This is a genomic window from Pelagibacterium halotolerans (assembly GCF_044811015.1).
Classification (GTDB): domain Bacteria; phylum Pseudomonadota; class Alphaproteobacteria; order Rhizobiales; family Devosiaceae; genus Pelagibacterium; species Pelagibacterium halotolerans_A.
Window position 1 is genome coordinate 24,947 of record NZ_CP085244.1, and the last position, 19,239, is coordinate 44,185.

The 19,239-nt window shown below is 62.8% G+C and carries 20 protein-coding genes; 17 read left to right on the top strand and 3 right to left on the bottom strand.

What is annotated here, in order from left to right; translation table 11 throughout:
• Positions 1-89: 89 nt before the first annotated feature.
• The 15 genes from LG281_RS18365 to LG281_RS18435 all read left to right on the top strand — a co-directional run bounded on the left by LG281_RS18365 (position 90) and on the right by LG281_RS18435 (position 14,958).
• The gene (locus tag LG281_RS18365) at positions 90-686 is read left to right on the top strand and encodes a DUF1419 domain-containing protein (RefSeq protein ID WP_404406949.1); all 597 of its coding nucleotides are present in this window, start codon (positions 90-92) and stop codon (positions 684-686) included.
• A gap of 8 nt (positions 687-694) precedes the next feature.
• Positions 695-1,093, top strand: coding sequence for a DUF3085 domain-containing protein (locus LG281_RS18370; protein ID WP_404406951.1), 399 nt, complete (start codon positions 695-697; stop codon positions 1,091-1,093).
• Between the two features lie 176 nt (positions 1,094-1,269).
• Positions 1,270-6,378 (top strand): Eco57I restriction-modification methylase domain-containing protein, encoded by a 5,109-nt coding sequence (locus tag LG281_RS18375; protein WP_404406953.1) that lies wholly within the window; start codon positions 1,270-1,272, stop codon positions 6,376-6,378.
• Between the two features lie 248 nt (positions 6,379-6,626).
• Complete coding sequence (locus LG281_RS18380) at positions 6,627-8,306, top strand: ParB/RepB/Spo0J family partition protein (protein WP_404406955.1); 1,680 nt, start codon at positions 6,627-6,629, stop codon at positions 8,304-8,306.
• Between the two features lie 89 nt (positions 8,307-8,395).
• On the top strand, positions 8,396-8,869 hold the full coding sequence (locus LG281_RS18385; RefSeq protein ID WP_404406957.1) for a hypothetical protein: 474 nt from the start codon (positions 8,396-8,398) through the stop codon (positions 8,867-8,869).
• A complete protein-coding gene (locus LG281_RS18390) occupies positions 8,866-9,732 on the top strand; it encodes a DUF7007 domain-containing protein (RefSeq protein WP_404406959.1) in 867 nt (288 codons plus the stop codon). The genes LG281_RS18385 and LG281_RS18390 overlap by 4 nt, the downstream gene beginning before the upstream one ends.
• Complete coding sequence (locus tag LG281_RS18395) at positions 9,732-9,932, top strand: hypothetical protein (RefSeq protein ID WP_404406841.1); 201 nt, start codon at positions 9,732-9,734, stop codon at positions 9,930-9,932. The genes LG281_RS18390 and LG281_RS18395 overlap by 1 nt, the downstream gene beginning before the upstream one ends.
• The gene (locus tag LG281_RS18400; protein ID WP_404406843.1) at positions 9,929-10,192 is read left to right on the top strand and encodes a hypothetical protein; all 264 of its coding nucleotides are present in this window, start codon (positions 9,929-9,931) and stop codon (positions 10,190-10,192) included. Before LG281_RS18395 ends, LG281_RS18400 begins: the two co-directional genes overlap by 4 nt.
• A complete protein-coding gene (locus LG281_RS18405) occupies positions 10,189-10,536 on the top strand; it encodes a hypothetical protein (protein WP_404406845.1) in 348 nt (115 codons plus the stop codon). Before LG281_RS18400 ends, LG281_RS18405 begins: the two co-directional genes overlap by 4 nt.
• A gap of 356 nt (positions 10,537-10,892) precedes the next feature.
• Positions 10,893-11,480: a hypothetical protein gene (locus tag LG281_RS18410; RefSeq protein WP_404406847.1), complete on the top strand. Its 588-nt coding sequence runs from the start codon at positions 10,893-10,895 to the stop codon at positions 11,478-11,480.
• 103 nt (positions 11,481-11,583) lie between these two features.
• Complete coding sequence (locus LG281_RS18415; RefSeq protein WP_404406849.1) at positions 11,584-11,838, top strand: type II toxin-antitoxin system prevent-host-death family antitoxin; 255 nt, start codon at positions 11,584-11,586, stop codon at positions 11,836-11,838.
• On the top strand, positions 11,831-12,226 hold the full coding sequence (locus LG281_RS18420) for a hypothetical protein (protein ID WP_404406851.1): 396 nt from the start codon (positions 11,831-11,833) through the stop codon (positions 12,224-12,226). The genes LG281_RS18415 and LG281_RS18420 overlap by 8 nt, the downstream gene beginning before the upstream one ends.
• Positions 12,227-12,543: 317 nt before the next feature.
• Positions 12,544-12,729 (top strand): hypothetical protein, encoded by a 186-nt coding sequence (locus LG281_RS18425; RefSeq protein WP_404406853.1) that lies wholly within the window; start codon positions 12,544-12,546, stop codon positions 12,727-12,729.
• Positions 12,730-13,050: 321 nt separating this feature from the next.
• Positions 13,051-13,977: an ArdC family protein gene (locus LG281_RS18430; protein WP_404406855.1), complete on the top strand. Its 927-nt coding sequence runs from the start codon at positions 13,051-13,053 to the stop codon at positions 13,975-13,977.
• Positions 13,978-14,646: 669 nt separating this feature from the next.
• Entirely contained in the window at positions 14,647-14,958 is a 312-nt protein-coding gene (locus tag LG281_RS18435) for a DUF736 domain-containing protein (protein WP_404406857.1), read from the top strand.
• Between the two features lie 77 nt (positions 14,959-15,035).
• Here LG281_RS18435 and LG281_RS18440 read toward each other — a convergent pair whose 3' ends face one another.
• Positions 15,036-15,290: a WGR domain-containing protein gene (locus LG281_RS18440; protein WP_404406858.1), complete on the bottom strand. Its 255-nt coding sequence runs from the start codon at positions 15,288-15,290 to the stop codon at positions 15,036-15,038.
• A 191-nt stretch (positions 15,291-15,481) separates the two neighbouring features.
• On the opposite strand from LG281_RS18440, the gene LG281_RS18445 reads away from it, so the two are divergent.
• Positions 15,482-15,739, top strand: a complete 258-nt coding sequence (locus LG281_RS18445) for a hypothetical protein (protein WP_404406860.1) — start codon at positions 15,482-15,484, stop codon at positions 15,737-15,739.
• The gene (locus LG281_RS18450; protein ID WP_404406861.1) at positions 15,739-17,028 is read left to right on the top strand and encodes a Fic/DOC family protein; all 1,290 of its coding nucleotides are present in this window, start codon (positions 15,739-15,741) and stop codon (positions 17,026-17,028) included. The genes LG281_RS18445 and LG281_RS18450 overlap by 1 nt, the downstream gene beginning before the upstream one ends.
• A gap of 368 nt (positions 17,029-17,396) precedes the next feature.
• On the opposite strand, the gene LG281_RS18455 is transcribed toward LG281_RS18450, so the two are convergent.
• Complete coding sequence (locus LG281_RS18455; protein ID WP_404406863.1) at positions 17,397-18,260, bottom strand: hypothetical protein; 864 nt, start codon at positions 18,258-18,260, stop codon at positions 17,397-17,399.
• 194 nt (positions 18,261-18,454) lie between these two features.
• Positions 18,455-18,904, bottom strand: coding sequence for a GNAT family N-acetyltransferase (locus LG281_RS18460; protein WP_404406865.1), 450 nt, complete (start codon positions 18,902-18,904; stop codon positions 18,455-18,457).
• Positions 18,905-19,239: the final 335 nt, after the last annotated feature.

The following is a 19,239-nucleotide window of genomic DNA, read 5'->3' on the forward strand; positions in this document are numbered from 1 at the left end:
GGGAAGGGGTCCGGAAGGGCTGAAGAAGATGGTGAACCAGGGAAGGTGCGCCGCGCTTCAGCCCGTTAAAGGCCTCAAAGGAGCCCGCCATGACCTCTCCCATCCGCAAGATCTATTTCGGTGTGACCGACCGCCATCAGATGTTCCGTCTCTTCGACCGCCATGCGCAGCGGCCCAACCGCTGGCAATCGGACGATAGCGCGCTTTACGCCGGCGAATGGTTCGAAATCGCCCGTGCCGAGCACGACTACATGCTCGAGATTCTGCCGCCGCTGTGGATGCGCGGCGAAATGTTCGCCATGCGCGAATTCCTGACCGGCAGCATCACCAGCGTTTTCTATACGCTGCGCATCAATGAGGTGACGCGGTTCTTCCACGCCTATTGCGATCTGTCCGATCCGCGCTCTTGCCATGACATGCGCGATGCCATCGTCGAGCGCGAGCGCCGGCCGGTCAAACAGATGACGCGCGCCGAACGCATCGAGCATATCTGGAGCGCCACGCATGACCGCTATCGTGGCTATGCCGGCGTGGATTTTTCGCCCGAACATCGCGGCAAGCGCACCGTCATGGTCTACGGCACGTCAGGCAGCAGCTTTCAGTTGCTCGACCACCTGACAGAAACGCAAATCGCCGAGAAACTGCCGGTGCATCTGCGTCACCTGCCGCTCGCCGAAGCCGCGTGAGGTGGCCGATGTTCACATTTCCTTGTCACGCGGTGCGCAAGGTCATCGCGCGCGGCGAAGAGGATGCGGCCGCCAATGGCGGCTTCCGCAATCCCTATTATGGCACCCGCCCGGGCGAGGGCGAGAAACCCGGCTTCTGGCTCGTCGGAGACGAAGGCGTCTACATCATTTCCAACGGCAAGCTCCTCGAGGGGCAGAAGCCGCTCGTCGTCTATTCGACCGAGTGTCATCCCAAGGGCAATCCCGACTGGTGGGACTACAAGCGCCGGCATTTCGGCGGCGATGACGGGATCGAGTTCATCGATTCCGACCTGCTGATCCCGAGCTTCAACCGCAATTTTGAGGCCACCCATCTCAGGATCCAGCTCACCGAGAACGACATCTCGTTCTCGCTGATCACGCGTTAAGAGCCGGGTTCCTAGAACCGGTCTCTTCGTTTTGTTTGGTCGGGAGATCGAACCGAGAAAGTCTGCAACTTTTTCTGATCTCCCTCGAACCCCTCTTTCAACTCCGCACGTTGTCACCGCGACCGGTTCTCCCGGTGGCGCGGCCAGGTGCGCCCGCACATCAGGAGACACCAGGAATGTCAGACCACGATCCGTTCACCCTCGACACGTTCGGACCTTCGCAGAACGCCCTGTCTTCCGGCCTGGGCATCGGCGTAACCGCCTTTGCCGACGGCCCGACATCCGAAGCCAATGAGGCCAAAGCACCGCCGGCGGCGGGATCGGCCAAGCTGCCCATACCCGAAGAGCCCACAGGTCAGCCGGGCGGCGCAGCGCCTGAGCGCGGCGGCAACTTCCATCTTTCCGGAAGCCGAGATCTGGCGAAGGGCTGGAAAGCCCGGGCACGCGATAATCTCGATGCGATCCTCCTTTCAACGGCGATCGCGGCTCAGGACCGGCACGCGACACCTGAGGAACAGGCGCGACTCATCCGGTTCACCGGCTTCGGCGCTACCGATCTTGCGAATACGATCTTCACCCGGCCGGGCGAGGACGGGTTCCGCAAGGGATGGGAAGACCTCGGGCAGGAGCTGCAGGAATCCGTGAACGAGGCCGATTACGCCTCGCTCGCGCGCTGCACCCAATATGCGCATTTCACACCCGAGTTCATCATCCGGGCGATCTGGAAAGGGCTGCAGCGCTTCGGTTGGCGCGGCGGCCGCGTTCTCGAACCGGGGATCGGGACGGGCCTGTTTCCGGCATTGATGCCGGCGGGGCTCCGGCAGACCTCGCTCGTCACCGGCGTCGAGCTCGATCCGGTCACCGTGCGGATCGCCCGGCTTCTGCAGCCGGTTGCCCGCATCATCGAGGGCGATTTCGCCTGCACCGATCTGCCGGCGCATTTCGATCTGGTGATCGGCAATCCGCCCTTCTCCGACCGCACCGTGCGTTCCGATCGTGCCTACCGATCGCTCGGCCTGAGGCTGCACGATTATTTCATCGCGCGGTCCATCGATCTTCTGAAACCCGGCGCGCTTGCCGCCTTCGTCACCTCGTCGGGCACGATGGATAAGGCGGACGCCACGGCCCGCGAACACATCGCCAAATCCGCCGATCTCATTGCGGCCATCCGTCTGCCCGAAGGCAGCTTCCGGCAGGATGCCGGCACCGACGTTGTTGTCGACATCCTGTTCTTCCGCAAGCGCAAGGCGGGCGAGCCGCGGGGCGACGCGACCTGGCTGGACCTGGCCGAGATTATCCCCGCCACCGAGGATAGCGAAGCCATCCGCGTCAATCGCTGGTTCGCCGATCATCCCGATCACGTGCTCGGTCGCCACGCGACGACCTCCGGGCCATTCGGCGAAGCCTATACCTGCCTGGCCGGTGAAGGCGATCTCGAGGCCGACCTGGAGGCCGCCATCCTCTCTCTTCCGGAAGCCATCTATGACGGCGAACCCGGAAAGATCGATGTCGATCTCGAGCTTGGCCTGACTGACGCGGATATCGGCAAACCGGACGAGGCACATGTCCGTGAGGGCAGCTTCTTCTTCGACGCGTCGAGGGGGCTCATGCAGGTAGTGGACGGTAAGCCCGCCCCCGTCACCGTCCGCAGAGGGCGGTCCGGGGATGGCTTTTCGGAAAAGCAGGTCCGGATCGTCCAGAAACTGATCCCGGTCCGCGACGCGGTGCGCGCGGTCCTCAAGGCGCAGGAGACCGATCAGCCATGGCGGGACCTTCAGGTCAAGCTGCGCATCGCCTGGTCCAGCTTTGTGCGGGATTTCGGGCCGATCAATCACACCAGGGTGTCGATCTCGGAGAATGACGAGACGGGCGAAACCCGCGAGACGCATCGCCGCCCGAACCTGCAGCCCTTTCTCGACGATCCGGATTGCTGGCTGGTCGCCTCCATCGAGAATTACGATCTCGAAACGGACACGGCCAAGCCCGGACCGATTTTTTCCGAACGGGTGATCGCACCGCCGTCGCCGCCGGTGATCACGAATGCCGCCGACGCGCTCGCCGTCGTGCTCAACGAGCGCGGTCATGTCGATCCCGACCATATCGCCGAATTGCTGCATGAGGACCGCGACACTGTCATCGAGGAGTTGGGCAGCGCGATCTATCGCGATCCGGCGGACGGGACCTGGCAGACGTCGGACGCCTATCTCTCCGGTCCCGTGCGCGACAAGCTGGCAATCGCCGAGGCTGCCGCCGAGCTCGATCCGGCTTACCGGCGCAATGTCGAGGCGCTCGAGGCCGTGCAGCCGGCCGATCTCAGCCCCTCCGACATCACCGCGCGGCTCGGTGCGCCATGGATCCCCGCCAGCGACGTCGCCGACTTCGTCAAGGAGACGATGGGGGTCGAGATCACAATCTGCCATATGCCGGAGCTCGCCGCCTGGACGGTCGATGCGCGCATGCTCGCCTATCGCGCCGAGGGCACCTCCGAATGGGGCACGAAGCGCCGGCACGCCGGCGAGCTGCTCGCCGACGCGCTCAACAGCCGGGTGCCGCAGATCTTCGATACGATCAGGGAGGAGATGAGCGAGCGCCGGGTCCTCAATGTCGTCGACACCGAGGCGGCCAAGGAAAAGCTTTCCAAGATCAAGAACGCCTTCCAGACCTGGGTCTGGTCCGATCCCGATCGCACCGACCGGCTGGCGCGGGTCTACAACGACCGCTTCAACAACATCGCACCCCGATCCTTCAACGGGGACCATCTTCAGCTACCGGGCGCCTCTGGCGCCTTCATTCTTTATGGCCACCAAAAGCGTGGCATCTGGCGCATCATATCGGCGGGCGCCACCTATCTCGCCCATGCCGTTGGCGCGGGCAAGACCATGACGATGGCCGCCGCGATCATGGAACAGCGGCGGCTCGGGCTGATCTCGAAAGCCATGCTGGTCGTGCCCGGACATTGCCTCGCACAGGCCGCCCGCGAATTCCTGGCGCTCTATCCAACCGCGCGCATCCTTGTCGCCGACGAGACGAACTTCACCAAAAACAAGCGTCACCGGTTCCTGTCGCGCGCGGCGACGGCCACCTGGGACGCGATCATCATCACCCATTCGGCCTTCAAGTTCATCGCGGTTCCAGCCGCCTTCGAAAAGCAGTTGATCGAGGATGAACTTGACCTCTACGAAGAACTGCTGGGCAAGGTGGAGAGCGAGGACCGGGTATCGCGCAAGCGCCTGGAGCGGCTGAAGGAAGGGCTGCGGGACCGGCTGGAATCGCTCGGTGCGGTCAAGGACGATCTCCTGACCATTTCGGAAATCGGCGTCGATCAGATCATCGTCGACGAGGCGCAGGAGTTCAGGAAGCTCTCCTTTGCCACCAACATGTCGACCCTGAAAGGCGTCGATCCCAACGGCTCGCAGCGCGCCTGGGACCTCTATGTGAAATCCCGCTTCATCGAGACGAAGAACCCCGGCCGTGCGCTCGTGCTCGCCTCGGGCACGCCGATCACCAACACGCTCGGTGAAATGTTCTCCGTCCAGCGCTTCCTTGGGTATTCGGCGCTGAAAGAACGCGGCCTGCACGAATTCGACGCCTGGGCCTCGACCTTCGGCGATGTGGCGACCGAGCTCGAACTGCAGCCGTCGGGCAAGTACAAGCCCGTCTCGCGCTTTGCCACCTTCGTCAACGTGCCGGAACTGATCGCCATGTTCCGGTGCTTCGCCGACGTGGTGCTGCCTGAGGATCTGCGGCAATATGTGAAGGTTCCGGCCGTCTCCACCGGCAAGCGCCAGATCGTCACCGCGAAGCCGACCGAGGATTTCAAGCTCTACCAGCAGGTGCTCGAGGCGCGCATCAAGGCAATCGAGATGCGCGACGGTCCTGCAAAGCCAGGCGACGACATTCTCCTCTCCGTCATCACCGATGGCCGCCACGCGGCGATCGATCTGCGGCTTGTCGATCCCGACAATGACAATGAGCCCGGCAACAAGCTCAACAAGTTGATCGCCAATGCCTATCGCATCTGGCGTGAAACCGCCGGAAACACATATCTCGCTAAGGAGGGAAAACCTTTCGAACTGCCCGGCGCAGCGCAGATGATCTTCTCCGATCTCGGCACGATCAGCGTCGAGAAGACCAGAGGCTTTTCCGCCTATCGCTGGATCCGCGACGAACTCGTTCGCCGCGGTGTTCCGGCGTCGGAAATCGCCTTCATGCAGGATTACAAGAAGACGGAGGCCAAGCAGCGGCTGTTTGCCGACGTCAATGCCGGCAAGGTTCGCTTCCTGATCGGATCGTCCGAAACCATGGGCACCGGCGTCAATGCGCAGCTCCGCCTCAAGGCCCTCCATCACCTCGACGTTCCCTGGTTGCCGTCCCAGATCGAGCAGCGCGAGGGCCGCATAGAGCGGCAGGGCAATCAGCATGTCGAGATCGACATCTTCGCCTACGCGACGGAGAGCTCGATGGACGCGCAGATGTGGCAGAACAACGAGCGCAAGGCCCGTTTCATCGCCGCGGCGTTGTCCGGCGACACGTCCGTGCGCCGGCTCGAGGACCTGGGTGAAGGGCAAGCCAACCAGTTCGCCATGGCCAAGGCCATCGCATCGGGCGATCAGCGCCTGATGCAGAAGGCGGGCCTCGAAGCTGACATTGCCCGGCTTGAGCGATTGCGCGCCGCGCATCGCGATGATCTCTTCGCCGTCCGCCGGCAGATCCGCAACGCCGAGCGCGATATCGAACATGACATGCGGCGGATCGCGGACATCGGCACGCACATCGAGCGCCGGATCCCGACGGCCGGCGGGGCGTTCGCCATGACCGTCGGCGGACAATCCTTCACCGAGCGCAAGCCTGCCGGCCGCGCCATGATGAAGGAAGTCATGACCCTCGTGCATTTGCAGGAGGAGGGAGAGAAGATCATCGCGACGATTGGCGGCTTCGACGTCGTCTTCAGTGGCCAGCGGTTCCGGCAGGACGATTTCCGCTACGACGTCACGCTTGCCAGAACCGGCGCGGAAACCGAAATCGATCTGGCGTTGACCGTCACGCCGCTCGGCGCGGTGTCGCGCATCGAGCACGTGCTCGCCGGCTTCGAGGACGAGCGGTCGCAATACCGCTTCCGCCTCGACGATGCCAAGCGCCGGCTGGCCTCATACCAGTCGCGCCAGGGTGGGGAATTCGGTTTCGAGGACGAGCTTGCCGAGAAACGCCGGCAGCTTGAGGAGATCGAGGCCGATCTGGCGGATGAGGTCCTCAAGGAGGGAAAGAAGGCCGCGGAAGCGGCATGAAGAAGGAGAGGAAGAGACCGTTCGCAGACCGGTCTGACCGGTGACGCTTCCGCTCAACCGCCGCCAGCGCCATCCCGGCCCGTCGTTCTTCGCAGGGCTGAAAGCCCCGCTTGTCCGGCCGGGCAGGGATGCTCGCCCGCAGTTGCACCGGCCCGACCGCTCCGCGGTCCGGGGGATGTCTTCAGGAAGAAGACGAGAAAGGGAGCCGGCGCGGCGCCGGGTCCACAATCGCGAACAAGGAGCTTCCCATGCATATCATCAAGATCGACCCGCGCGCGCTGAAGGACAATCCCGACGACGCCCGCAGGTCCAAATCCAACCCGCAATCCGACGCGCTGATGCTGGCGACGATCAAGGCCGTCGGCATCATCCAGCCGCCGATCGTTTCTCCAGAAGCCGATGGCGGCAACGGGTTCGTCATCCAGGCCGGTCACCGGCGCACGAAACAGGCGATCGCCGCCGAGATCGAAGAGATCGAGGTCATCGTGACCGATGCGGCCGAGGATGGCGGCGCCATGCGCTCCATGGTCGAAAACGTCGCCCGTGAGCCGCTCAACCCGGTCGACCAATGGCGCGCCATCGAGCGGCTGGTTGCGCTCGGCTGGACGGAAGAAGGGATCGCTTCGGCACTTGCGCTTTCGGTTCGCCAGATCAGGAAGCTCCGGCTTCTCGCCAATGTGCTTCCCGCCATGCTCGACCAGATGGCCAAGGGCGACATGCCGGACGAGCGGCAGCTCAGGACAATCGCCGCCGCCTCGATCTCCGAACAAAGGCAAGTCTGGAAAGCGCACAAGCCCAATAAGAACGAGACCACGTCCTGGTGGTCGGTTGCGAACGGCCTTTCCAAGACCCGCATGTATGCCCGCGACGCCAGCTTCGACGACGAACTCGCGCAGGCCTACGGCATTGCCTGGGTCGAGGACCTCTTCGCGCCCGCCGACGAGGACAGCCGCTACACGACCGATGTCGAGGCCTTTCTCGGCGCCCAGCAGGAATGGATGACGAACAATCTTCCCAAGAACGGCATCATCACCGAACTCAACGGCTGGAACGGCCCCGAACTGCCCAAGAAGGCGGAGCGCGTTTATGGAAAGCCGAAGAAGTCGGACCATACGGCCATGTATCTCGACCGCGACGGCAAGGTGCAGTCCGTCGTCTACCGCATGCCCGAGCCCCAAACGACGAAAGGAAAGGCGGCAAAGGGCAAGGCGGAGGAGGGCGGTGCCGTCGCCCCAACGCAGCGCCCGGACGTCACCCAGAAGGGTCAGGACATGATCGGCGATTTTCGCACCGACGCGCTCCACGAAGCGCTCGGCCGCGCACCGATCGAGGACGACACGCTGATGGCGTTGCTCGTCATCGCCTTTGCCGGTCAGAACGTCCGCGTCGATACCGGTTCGGGCAACACGGGTTCGTTCAGCAGTCAGATTGCTCCCCACGCCGCATCGCTCGTCGATGAGACCGGCAAGCTTTCCTTCGACATGGAGACGCTCCGGATCGCGGTTCGCTCGGTGCTGATCGAGGTGCTGTCGTGCCGCCGCAACATGTCGAACAGCGGCATTGTCTCGCGGATCGCCGGCGACGTCGTTGGAGCCGACCGCTTCTTGCCCAATATGGGGACCGAGGATTTCCTCTTGTGCCTGTCCCGGCAGGCGCTGGAGGCGGCATGCGCGGAGACCTCGGTCCTGCCGCGCAACAAGGTCCGCGAGACCCGTGCCGCTCTTGTCGAGCATTTCAGGCAAGAGCGCTTCGTTCACGCTTCCGCGCTTTTCGCGCCGGACGCGAACGAACTCGCCGACTGGAAGGCTCGCAACGAGATCTCCGCGGACGAAGCCGCCGGAGATGCCGAAGGCTCTGTAGACGAGCCGGAAGCGGGCCACACCGACCCGGACGCCATTTCCGAGGGTTTCCGCGAAGCCGCCGAATAGCGGTCTTCTTCCTTCCGAACGCACACCACGCCGCCGCATCGTCCGGCGGCGCTTTCGTTTCCAATCCATCGAACAGGAGGACATCACCCATGTCCGCGCAACTGATCCACGACAATGCGCCGCTCGGTGCGATCATCCGCTATTGCGACGGCACGCCTCGTCCACCCGAACGGCACCGCCGCAAGCTCCAGGCCTGGGAGCGCCACAACAACACGGGCCGACTGGTGAAGAAGCAGGCCGGTGGCGCCGTCGGCGAGACTGCCATCCCCGCCAGCTTCACGCTTCATGAAGGGGACTTCGGCAGCGAGGCCGTCATCGTGCTCCGGGTTTTCAGGACGTTCTCTGTCGACAGCGCGCTCGCGTTCTCAATCGCCGAGCGGCCCGCTGTTGGCTCGATCCTCGTGCTCGATCATCCCGGTGATGCCGGCGAACTGGTTCACGTCGCCCAAAACCGGCAGGCGGCCGACGAATGGCTGTCGCGCCACGGCTATCCCAACGCCGTGCTGCAGGAAGTAACCGCCGACGAGGTCACCGCCGATCGCGGCGAGGGGAGGGCGGCATGACCCTTCCGCAAGCAGAGCCAGATTCGACGGCGGCGCCGGAGGTTCATTTCGCCACCAGCGCCGAAGGATTTCCCGTTGCACGCGTCGGCGATACCGCTTTCGCCATGCTGTCTGGCCGCGGCGAAACGCACTTTCTTGGCACGGCCTGGCATGCACGCCGGCCGCTGGCGGAACTCGTTCGCGATGACTTCTACGGGCATGGCGGAGCGCTCGCCGACGAAGAGGCGTTCCGCGCCAAGGTGCTCGAACAGGCCGGGCACGCCCGTGAAAAGCGCGCCCTCGGACGCCGCGAGGTCCGCTCCCACGCGAACACCCCATGGGGACCGTCGCAGGGTGCGACGGTCTTTGCCGAGGGTGTCGTCTGCCACTCGACTGCTGGCCATGGTGGTTTCCACCTTGCCGCCGACCGCAACGCGAAGGTCGACCGGCGTCTTCGCCGACCGGGCGGCTGGTACGAGGAAGACGCGGAATGGGCGATCGTCGCGCTCACCTTTCCGCATCTGTTCACCAGCTTCGAGCTACGCAGCGCCGAGCAGACCGTGAAAGACAGCTGGCCGGATGCCTGGGAAGCGATCTTCGGAACCGTGCTCGAACCCGGCCAGTCTCATGAGAAGGACCGGCGTGCGTTCCACGCGCGGCACGCCGGCGACTGGATCGTGATTTCCGCCATCAGGTCGGAGCAGCGCGACGGATATGTCGAGGTCGTGGCAACTCTCGGCGGCCAGCGTGGACCAGAGGCCGAGAAACGGCGGTTCCTCGTTCCGTCAGCTGAATACGAGGTCGGTCGTTTCGGTTTCGTCGTCGATCCCGTCCGCCACGAAATCTACGAAGGCCCGTCGAGCTTTGTCGGATGGGGGCGGTGATGTCGGTCCCCTGGAGACTCATCGCCATGGCCTTCGGCTGGCGGGCCAGCTTCCGGCTCGAGGGCGCCCATCCCCGCCTCGTCATCCATCACAGGCGCTTCTGCGATCGGTTTGCCGGCGCCGACGCATGGAAGCGTGCCGTTCTCATCTCGATCCGTGCGCCCGGTTTCATCAATCCAACGGGGAGACCCAAGTCATGACCACCTTTCTCGTTGCCGTCCACATCCTGATCGAAACGGATGGCTCCAGTCCCCGCTCCAACATCGTTGCGGCGCTCGAGGCACAACTCGACCGGCCCGCGAAACCTGTGCCGGCTGCAGGCAGCATTCTCGACTGGGCCATCGCCGGCGAAGACCTGGCCGCGTCCATGGCCCCGGTCATCATCCCGTCCGATTACGGGCCCGGAATCACACAGTTCCCGCAATGGTCCGCCACCCCGCCGAAAAGGGCCGCGTCATGATGGCCATCACGCGAACGAACCTGCTCTGCCGGATGGAAGCGGCACACCGGCAGACGAGGGCGCATCTCGAACGGATCGAACGTCAGATTTCGGCCAGGGCGGAACGCATGACGACGACCGCCAAGACGAAGGCGAAAGCGCATCCGCGCGGGGGATCGCGATGGACACGGTCGGATGAAGCCATGTTCCGGGCCTATGTCGACCAGCTCAGCTTCGAGCGGCGCGGTGAAATCGATGCACTCAGACGAAAGCTCACCCGGCAGGAGCGCGCGATCACAGCCGTCAGGGCGAAGATCACCGGCGATGAGACGAGCACCAGAGCGGACTCGCAACCTCCATTGTGACGGAAGGGGCGTTTGCAGCGGGTCACGGTCATTTCCTTCGCGATTGGGCACCGGTGGAATGCCACCCCTGCCGGCCTCCCTTCGGTTCTGGTCGCGGTCGTAAACCGGCGGCCGGAGCCTTCAAGGCCGCTGACGCGCCGCGGTGCGGCCGCGCGCACCATCCTCGCCAAACCGGTCCCGCGGGACTGCGCGAGGGCTGAAAGCCCTGCTGGCCCGCAGGTCAGGTTTGCTCGTCATGGTCCGCCCGGACCCTGAAGCCTCCGTCTTTCCGCCGGTTTCTTGTGCCCGCGCCCGAAGGGAGGGCCGGCAGGGGCCGGCTCGAGCCTTCGGTCCGATCGTGAAGGAAAGGAACTCACATGACCAGCAACGCTCGTCCCTCCCGTCAATCCGGCAAGGTCGTCCAGCTCCGCAAGGGCGCGTCCCTCGAAATGGTCCGGCTCGCCTGCCCCGACAGCGCGCAAGCTTCCCTCATCTCCGAAAGCTTCGGCCTTCCCGTCATCGACAGCGACGGCATCCGCGATCTTCACCACAAGATCATCGTCGACACGGCCGAATCCCTGAACGAAGGCCTCGGCGACCGAGCCATGCAGATCCACCTTCAGCGCATCGTCGGCTCCTATGTCGGCTCCGCTCATGGCGCCGGCCAGTTCTATTCCCGGGCGGTCTCGGACGCTCGAGACGCGACCGCGAAGTCGGCCAGCGACGCGCGCGACGAAGATCTCGACGGCCCTGTCGGGTTCGACAGCAAGGCCCAACGCAAGCGCGAGTTCGCGGCCGATATGGGCATTCAGGCCCATGCGCTCCGGTGCGCGGCCGAAGGCGTCGTGACAGCCTATGAAGAGGTCGTCGGCGAAGCCTGGAAGCCTTTCCAACGCCAGGTCGATAATCCTGGACAGACCGTCGATCGCAAGGCGGCCGAACTGCAGATGGCGGCTCTTGGCTGAGCCGCCCGGGCGGAGCTTTGGCTCCGCCCCTTACTGCTTCGACGTCTCGATTTGACAAAACAACGTAAAATACCTATTTTACGTGAAACGCTGGAGGCAGGTTATGAAGCAATACACCTTTTCCGACATGAACCGCTCCTCGGGTGAAATCCTCGAGGCGGCGATGATCGAGCCGGTCGTGCTCACCAAGCACGGCAAGGAGAAGCTTTTTGTTCTCTCTGCCCGAGATTATCACCGCATGCGCGGTGAGCCGAGCCCGACGAAGTCCTATTCGCTTCATGAAGCGCCGGACGATGTCCATGAGGAGCTGATGGCGGGAATAGACGCCATTCTCGACCCTGCCAAGACCGATGTTTGAACAGGGCGACGTCGCCGAATTCCATTATCTCTGGCATCGCGAAGCGCAAAAGGGCGAGGAATCCGGCCGCAAGCCCCGCCCTGTCTGCATTGTCATCAGGTCGCCGGGCAGTCCGGATGTGGTGTTTCTCTTTCCCTTCACCTCGAAAGAGCCCGTTGCAGGTCAACTGGCCTTGAGCGTGCCGGAGACCGAATGCCGGCGCATTGGTCTTGCCGCGCCGTGCTGGATCATTCTCGACGAATACAATCGCGTCGAGATGGACAAGGACTACGATTTCGTTTCCACCGAGCCGATCGGTTCCGTGAGTGCCGCGTTTCTGCGTGAGATTGCCGTAACCATCAAGCAGGCGGCGCGTAGCGTCGACATTCGGGCCGTCAAACGGACCTGACCGCTCGTCGCCGGCGTCGGGTAAACTTGATCTTCACATTCTGAGATAACTGCCGGGCGGGGCGGGGGTGCCATGCCGATCCTGCCTGCGCGACCAATGCTGCCCGTCACCGGGCTCCATCTTGGGAGTGGTCCAAACCCGCTCTCTTGTGATGGCGTCCTGGCAGCCTCCCGGAACTACCACGATCAACCCGTAAAGGGTCCGCTAGCCAGGCTGCGGCCGCACCGGCTTCGCCGTTGCGGTGATCGCGCCCGGGTGCTTGCCTTTTGAGGAGCCATCGAGCGGGAATTGGCCCGCTCCCAAGATGGAGCCCTCAGATGTCGCACAACCTCGAACTCGCCCAGAAGCACGCCTGGAGCCTCGCGCGCACCCTGATGATCACCGTCATCCTCTTCAAGTCCGACAACGAATACGGCGTCCTGCCGGCCGACGAGATCGAAGACGCCGAAGTCACGCCACTCTTTGAGTACGATCCTTTCGCCGGTGCGCGGTCGGTTCACTGAACCGGCCTCGCCCTTGATGCAGGCCGCATCCGCGGTACGCCGTGCCAGGCGGGGCGCCCCGGCGCCCGCCAGTGCTCCCCCTCATGCCCGCGCCTTCGAATGCGTATCGAACCGGTGAGAGGCAGTTTCTGGGTTTTGCCGCTCCACGCCCCCGTCCCGGACGACGCTCCTGCCGGGTCCGGTGTCGCGCGCAACGGCTTCGCCGTCCTTCACTGACGTTCCGGCCCGTAACGGGTGCGCCCGCCTCCTGATTCCCCCGGCTGACGGATCGCCGTGACGGGGCCGCGATCGGCGCGGCCTTCAGAATGGAGGTTCATGAAAATGAGCAGGAAAGACAAGCAGTCCCGCGTCGACCTTTACGCGAAGATCACCGACCGTATCGTCGCGGACCTGGATAAGGGTGTGCGTCCGTGGGTGAAACCATGGAGTGTGGGCAATGGAACGGGCCGCACCACGCGCCCGCTACGCCACAACGGCCTGCCATACCAGGGCATCAATACGCTGCTGCTGTGGTCGGAAACGGTGGCCCAGGGTTTCGTGTCGCCGATCTGGATGACGTTCAAGCAATCCGTCGAGCTCGGCGGTCATGTCCGCAAGGGCGAGACGGGCACGACTGTCGTCTATGCCAGCCGCTTCACGCGCACCGAGGTTGACGCGCAGGGCGATGAAGTCGAGCGCGGCATCCCGTTTCTGAAGGCATATACGGTCTTTTGTGCCGACCAGATTGACGGCCTGCCCGCACATTATTATGCGGCGCCTGAGCCTGTCGCCGATCCCGTCCAGCGCATCGAGCATGCCGACCGCTTTTTCGACAACACCGGAGCGGTCGTTCGCTATGGCGGAGACAGGGCCTATTATGCGCCTTCGTCCGACCATGTGCAGCTGCCGTCGCCGGAATTCTTCCGGGATCCGGCTTCTTTTGTCGCCGTCAGGGCGCACGAAACCCTGCACTGGACAGCGGCGCCCCACCGGCTGAACAGGGATCTCAGCCGCTACCACAAGGACACCACGGATCGCGCGCGCGAAGAATTGCTCGTGGAACTCGGAGCCGCCATGCTTTGCGCGGACCTCGACATCGTGCCCGAGCTCGAGCCGAGGCCCGATCATGCTGCCTATATCCAGAGTTGGGCGAAGGTTCTTGGCTCGGACAAGCGCGCCATCTTCCAGGCCGCGGCCCACGCGCAGCGCGCGGTCAATTATCTCCACGACCTCCAGCCGCAGACAGAAGAATTGGGGAGGGCGGTCTGATGCTGCACACTCCTGTTGCACAAGGGGAGGGCACTCAGCCCTCCCCGATCCGCCTTCCGTTGGCACAGCGGCTCCGACACTTGCCCGATCGGGTTCGGCAAGACCCGGCCGAGCTCCTCCGCGAGCTTGCCTACGACGCGCGGGCGTGTGCCGAAGCTAGCTGGCGAAGCAACAAGGCTCCCATGGCCGCCTATTGGAATGCCGCCAGCGTCTAATCCATGCACCTACATCGTATCATCCGCGGGTGAACACCCTCCTGATGTCGCCGCACTCGGTGTCCGGTTTCACGGATAGGCGCTGCCTGACGGCACTGAGCCGGGGTAGCGATGGGCGTAAATCCCTGCCTTCGGACTGAGTGGGACCGAGATGGGCCGCTGGTCGTCATTCCCGTTTCCGCGGGAGCCACGGCCATCCGCGTCCTCGATGTGACTGGTCTGACCGAAGGCCGATCCCGCTCTGGCGGGCTCTCGATCTTGTCCCGGCAACGGCCTTTGAGACTTTCTTCCCCTGCCGGCTGCGCCGCCATTCCTCGCGGTATCCAAGAAAGTCTCTCCCGGCCGCCTTCCACTCTCGTTCCAGCCCCTTCGGGGTGCAGGTCGATCGCCCCCGGTCTATCGACCGTCATCGAGGTCGCGATGGTCGCGGCCGGCAAACAAAGGAATGAGACACATGGCTACCATCGGCACCTTCACCTCCACGGGCAACGGCTTCTCCGGCGCCATCAAGACCCTCAACCTCAACGTCAAGGCCAAGCTGGTCCGCGTCGAGAACCCCTCCGACAAGGGCCCGCACTTCCGCATCTTCGCAGGCGCCAATGTCGAGCTGGGCGCCGCCTGGCAGAAGACCTCCAACGAAGGCCGCGACTACCTGTCGGTCAAGCTTGACGATCCGAGCTTCCCCGCCCCGATCTACGCCACGCTGATCGAGGTGGAGGGCGAAGAGGGCCTGCAGCTGATCTGGTCCCGGCCGAACCGGGACTGATCACCAGCTGGAAGGCCTCGCCAATTGGGCGGGGCCTTTCCCACCTCTTCGATGTATTCGGGTCTGGCCGCTTTCGATCAATCGGAAAACATGTCGCGATAGCCGCGCCGCCGCTTCGACCGTTCCAGGCGGCTCATCGCCATGTCGGCATCCGATACCGCGTCGAAGGTTTCCATCATCATCTGGCCACTGTATCCGATCCGGCCCCACTCGCGCACAATCGATGTTTCGCCAAAGAGGGTGGGCTGGACGGTGACGCTATAGAAACGGCGCATGTTCCGGGCCGGATCAATGCGCCGGAGATGAATGGACCTGTGAGCGGAATGCGTCATGGCCGGAGTTTCACCGCCCGCGGCCGTTGGGTCCAACAAATTTCTTGAATCGATGGCGACCCGGCGATTCAAGAAGCTGATGGTTGGAAGATCTGCCAGGTAGGTAATGAGAAGCCCGCAACATCGGGCACGGAAGCTGGCTTTTGAACGGAAAATCGGCTATAAAATCGAACGGTTAAAAGGATTTCGCCATGGTCGTTGCAGTCGAGGAATTGCGGGTCAAGACCGCCGAGGAACGTATTCGGTCGCTGGCAAAACAGCACGGAATTGTGGCTTCGCGCACACGGCTCGATGATTGGGCGGACGATGTTACCCGTCTCGCCGGCGATGACGTGAACTTCGATGAAGTCCAGGAACTCATTGTCGCGTTGCGCAAGGCTGGTGTTGTCGACGGCGTTGAGCTCACACGGCTTCATTCCCGCTATCTGGATGAGCGCTCATCGCGGTAATGACATTCGACCCTTTTGGTGACTTCGCATCCCGCGGATATCTACGCAATCATGCAGGCCAGAAGGACATGCTCAAGGTAAAAGACCTTGAGCATGATTCCTTTCGAGGCAACGTCGAGCGCGCCTTGCAGGATTTGAGCAAGGCGGAACACCTCACTTACGAACATGTGAGAAAGGCACACGAAACCCTGTTTCGTGATGTCTACCCATGGGCCGGCCAGGACCGCGCGCAGACTGCCCCGGATCTTCACATCACCAAAGGGACAGTTGATTTCATGTTCGCCTCGCATGTCGGCCGAGGCGTCGAATATGCCTTGGGGCAGGGCAACGACCCCGCCATGATGCGCGAGAAACCCGGCGAGGTGATGGGCAATCTCGCCTATGCCCATCCCTTCCTGGACGGAAACGGCAGAACGATCATGACTGTGCATTCGGAGCTCTGCCGGCGGGCTGAGATCTACATCGACTGGAGCCAGATACATAAGAACGATTATCTCAAGGCTTTGACGCAGGAGATCGACGTGCCGGGGAAGGGGCATCTCGACGCCTATCTCCAACGTTTCGTCCGCGAGGGTGCTTTGCAGCTCGACGGCATTGCGGTCTCGCTACAAACTCTCTCCGGGCTAGGGCCGCAGAAAGCGGAGATATCCTCTTCTGTGCTGATTCCTCGCAAAGACATTGGAGGGCGCGTTTCAGAGACCGAGCTAAAAGAACGGCTGGCGGGATCCGAGAGTGTTGCCGAGGCCTCACAGAAGCTGATCAATGCCGCCAAAGCCGCGATGACCGACTACGAGCCGGTCGTGAAAGCCGTTCAGAACGCCGCCCTATCCGGTGACATTGGCGATCGCCGCGTTGCCGACGAGCTCCGGAGCGGTCCAGGGCCGTCCGCCGCCCGCCTCGGTGCCGCGGCTGACAGTTACATTCGTATCGTGCACGGTATCCGTCAGACCATGCAGCAGCAGCGCCACGACCAGGCGCAGCGCGCCGGTGTGGAGGTTCGCCGACCGAGCGCTCAGTTGATGGCAGCGCTTGACCGGGGCGACGTACTGTCGGGGGACCTCAAAGCCGAATTGCGCATGGTGCGTAGCGCCTTCGAACGCCGGTTTGGCGACGATCTGGCAGTGTTGCGTGCGGGTCGAAACCTGGAAGGTTTGGCCGCTCGGCACGGCATTGATGAAAAGCAAGTCTCTGATGCCCGAAGGGTACTGCAACGGCTCGGCAAAGCCGCCTCGCAGCAGCGAGCACAGGCTGAAGTCCGATCGCTGGATCGGGGAGGTCCGATACGCTGACACTTGTTGGTAGCCCCTTGTTCGACGCGTCGCAGGCCGCTGAACCTTTCCGAGCGGAACGAGGGGCGACGCCCCTCGTTCCAACACTTCAGAAGGCCGTGACGCGCAGGGGAAGGTAAAGGCGGCCTTTGGTCGGCACCGGAGCCACGCGTAGCGGGCGTGTTGAATGCAGAAGAGAAGTAGAGCGTTTTGCACGGATCAGGAGTGGAGCTGAACGATTTCAGCGCAGGTGCATCCGCTTTCGACGCCATTTCGGTCAATGGTTGCGCTACGGGCATATCCCGAAAGCTGCCGCCCCTCGCCGACGTGAATGAAGTCACGCGCCTTGGCTAAGCCGGCAACAAAACCGTCAAGGGGCCGCGATCCAGTCACTGAGTACGCAGCGTTGCGGCCAGTTGAGACGGAGACACGGGGGCGACGGCGATGTTGAGATGTCTGTATACGTACGTATCGCGGACCAGGTCGGGAGGCATGTCCACCTGCTTTTCTGTGACCGCTACGAGATACCTAACCGATCGCAACTCCCGGCCACCCAGCACACCTTGCGCATACGCATCGGACTGGATTGCCGCATTATGCATCTTGGCATCTACGTCCGACTGAGATTTCACGACTTTCCATTCCGTGAGAACCATGCCCTCGGCGGTGCGGGAAGCGACGATCTCATCGACCGCTTCGTGAGATATCAGATCTGTTCTCGCCGACTTGGAGTGCGCCTTGAAGGCGTAGATTCCATGCTGCAGTAGGTGAACAGCACCGAGCGCCTCGCAAGCAGTCTCTCCTGAGTCAAACGCCGCCTGCCACCTGTTTCGGACCACATCATCGATGGCAATCGTCCACCGCAAATGGAGTATGGCCCTCTCAGTACGCGACGTTAGGTCCGCCTGGCCATCGCTCAATAATTGGGTCACTTCTGCCGCCAACGCTTGGAGAAGGACCAACCCCTCAAGCAGAAGCGTCGCTCGCATCTGCGTGCCTGGGTCGTTCTCGGTGATCGCTCGCAGTCTGTTTTGGCGCTTAAACGCCTCGAATACGGGCTTGGGCATCGAGGGATATTGTACCCAGGTGAAATCCTCCGTTAGCTGGACAATTTCTACAAGTCGCGCAAATAGCGACTTGTAGACGGCGGACAGGTTGGTCTCCTTGTGAGACAGTTCATTCGCCAATCGAGCAGAGGCAATAAGGGCGTCAATACGCGCCTTGATAGCGAACCAATCTTCTCGTAACGACATCAGCACATCGCTCCACGCTGTAGCGAGCAGAGACTAGCCGGCGTTTCGCCAAAGAGTAAGCCGCCCCCACAACACGCACATTCACCCGCGAAGCGGTCGGCGTGCAACCCGCCCCGAAGCTGATGGTCGGCCATCGACCCCCCTAAGCGGTTATTCAACGAAGCGGATTCCGGGCTCCCAAGCCGCCATTCGTCTCAATCGCTCGTTTGTGACCGATGCTTCTCAAACCGCGCGTCCCGGTTCTCCACATCTGGCATTCGCTTCCATCCTAACCGTTCGTAGAAGCCGACAGCACGCGAAGTACCGTCGGTGTGGAGCCAGATCGACGAATGACGCTCGAACAGGAATGCTTCCGCTCGTTCCATGAGACGGCGTCCGATGCCTTGCCCCTCCCATTCCGGGCGCACGAACGCAGCGAACAAGCAGGCATTCGCTGCGTCCCCCATTGAGAAACCAACAATATGGTCCCCTTGTACGGCGACCCAGATGCAAGGCTCCTTGCGAAGAACCCGGCGGATCGTCTCGTTCGTGATGCCCATCTCGGCCATTTGCTCGACCGATAAATGGTTCTCCCGCACGCTCGTACGAACCTCGAAGATCGCGGGGATGTCCTCTTCGGCAGCATCGCGAATGGTGATTGTCATGGGAACCAGATAGTTGAGAGGAGACGGACTGCGGATGCTAGCGGGAATCGTCCGCTTACGGTCCCTATCTACCCAAGAGCCGACAGGCGGTAAACCACCCCTTCTGCGACGTTACGCTCGGCGCGATTCCTGAGCCTCACCCCGCGTCTCTTCTGCGCGTTAAAGTTGTATTCTGAATTTGGCAGAGCATGCCGGCGAGCATGGCGAGGATCGATCCCTTGCGCTTCCCGAGCATCATGGCATGCGGTCATGCCACCATTTGGCGGCACATAAGAGACTCCCGATCCGTCCCCGTTTTCCACCCCGTAAGGGGCGGAGCGAAGCGGAGCAGGTGG

Bases quoted from the DNA above. Each gene is read 5' to 3' on its own strand.
- LG281_RS18370 (WP_404406951.1), top strand. From the start codon at position 695: ATGTTCACATTTCCTTGTCACGCGGTGCGCAAGGTCATCGCGCGCGGC.
- LG281_RS18415 (WP_404406849.1), top strand. From the start codon at position 11,584: ATGAAGCAATACACCTTTTCCGACATGAACCGCTCCTCGGGTGAAATC.
- LG281_RS18430 (WP_404406855.1), top strand. From the start codon at position 13,051: ATGAGCAGGAAAGACAAGCAGTCCCGCGTCGACCTTTACGCGAAGATC.
- LG281_RS18460 (WP_404406865.1), bottom strand. From the start codon at position 18,904: ATGACAATCACCATTCGCGATGCTGCCGAAGAGGACATCCCCGCGATC.
- LG281_RS18420 (WP_404406851.1), top strand. From the start codon at position 11,831: ATGTTTGAACAGGGCGACGTCGCCGAATTCCATTATCTCTGGCATCGC.
- LG281_RS18455 (WP_404406863.1), bottom strand. From the start codon at position 18,260: ATGTCGTTACGAGAAGATTGGTTCGCTATCAAGGCGCGTATTGACGCC.
- LG281_RS18380 (WP_404406955.1), top strand. From the start codon at position 6,627: ATGCATATCATCAAGATCGACCCGCGCGCGCTGAAGGACAATCCCGAC.
- LG281_RS18405 (WP_404406845.1), top strand. From the start codon at position 10,189: ATGATGGCCATCACGCGAACGAACCTGCTCTGCCGGATGGAAGCGGCA.
- LG281_RS18435 (WP_404406857.1), top strand. From the start codon at position 14,647: ATGGCTACCATCGGCACCTTCACCTCCACGGGCAACGGCTTCTCCGGC.
- LG281_RS18425 (WP_404406853.1), top strand. From the start codon at position 12,544: ATGTCGCACAACCTCGAACTCGCCCAGAAGCACGCCTGGAGCCTCGCG.
- LG281_RS18390 (WP_404406959.1), top strand. From the start codon at position 8,866: ATGACCCTTCCGCAAGCAGAGCCAGATTCGACGGCGGCGCCGGAGGTT.
- LG281_RS18395 (WP_404406841.1), top strand. From the start codon at position 9,732: ATGTCGGTCCCCTGGAGACTCATCGCCATGGCCTTCGGCTGGCGGGCC.
- LG281_RS18385 (WP_404406957.1), top strand. From the start codon at position 8,396: ATGTCCGCGCAACTGATCCACGACAATGCGCCGCTCGGTGCGATCATC.
- LG281_RS18410 (WP_404406847.1), top strand. From the start codon at position 10,893: ATGACCAGCAACGCTCGTCCCTCCCGTCAATCCGGCAAGGTCGTCCAG.
- LG281_RS18440 (WP_404406858.1), bottom strand. From the start codon at position 15,290: ATGACGCATTCCGCTCACAGGTCCATTCATCTCCGGCGCATTGATCCG.
- LG281_RS18400 (WP_404406843.1), top strand. From the start codon at position 9,929: ATGACCACCTTTCTCGTTGCCGTCCACATCCTGATCGAAACGGATGGC.
- LG281_RS18450 (WP_404406861.1), top strand. From the start codon at position 15,739: ATGACATTCGACCCTTTTGGTGACTTCGCATCCCGCGGATATCTACGC.
- LG281_RS18365 (WP_404406949.1), top strand. From the start codon at position 90: ATGACCTCTCCCATCCGCAAGATCTATTTCGGTGTGACCGACCGCCAT.
- LG281_RS18445 (WP_404406860.1), top strand. From the start codon at position 15,482: ATGGTCGTTGCAGTCGAGGAATTGCGGGTCAAGACCGCCGAGGAACGT.
- LG281_RS18375 (WP_404406953.1), top strand. From the start codon at position 1,270: ATGTCAGACCACGATCCGTTCACCCTCGACACGTTCGGACCTTCGCAG.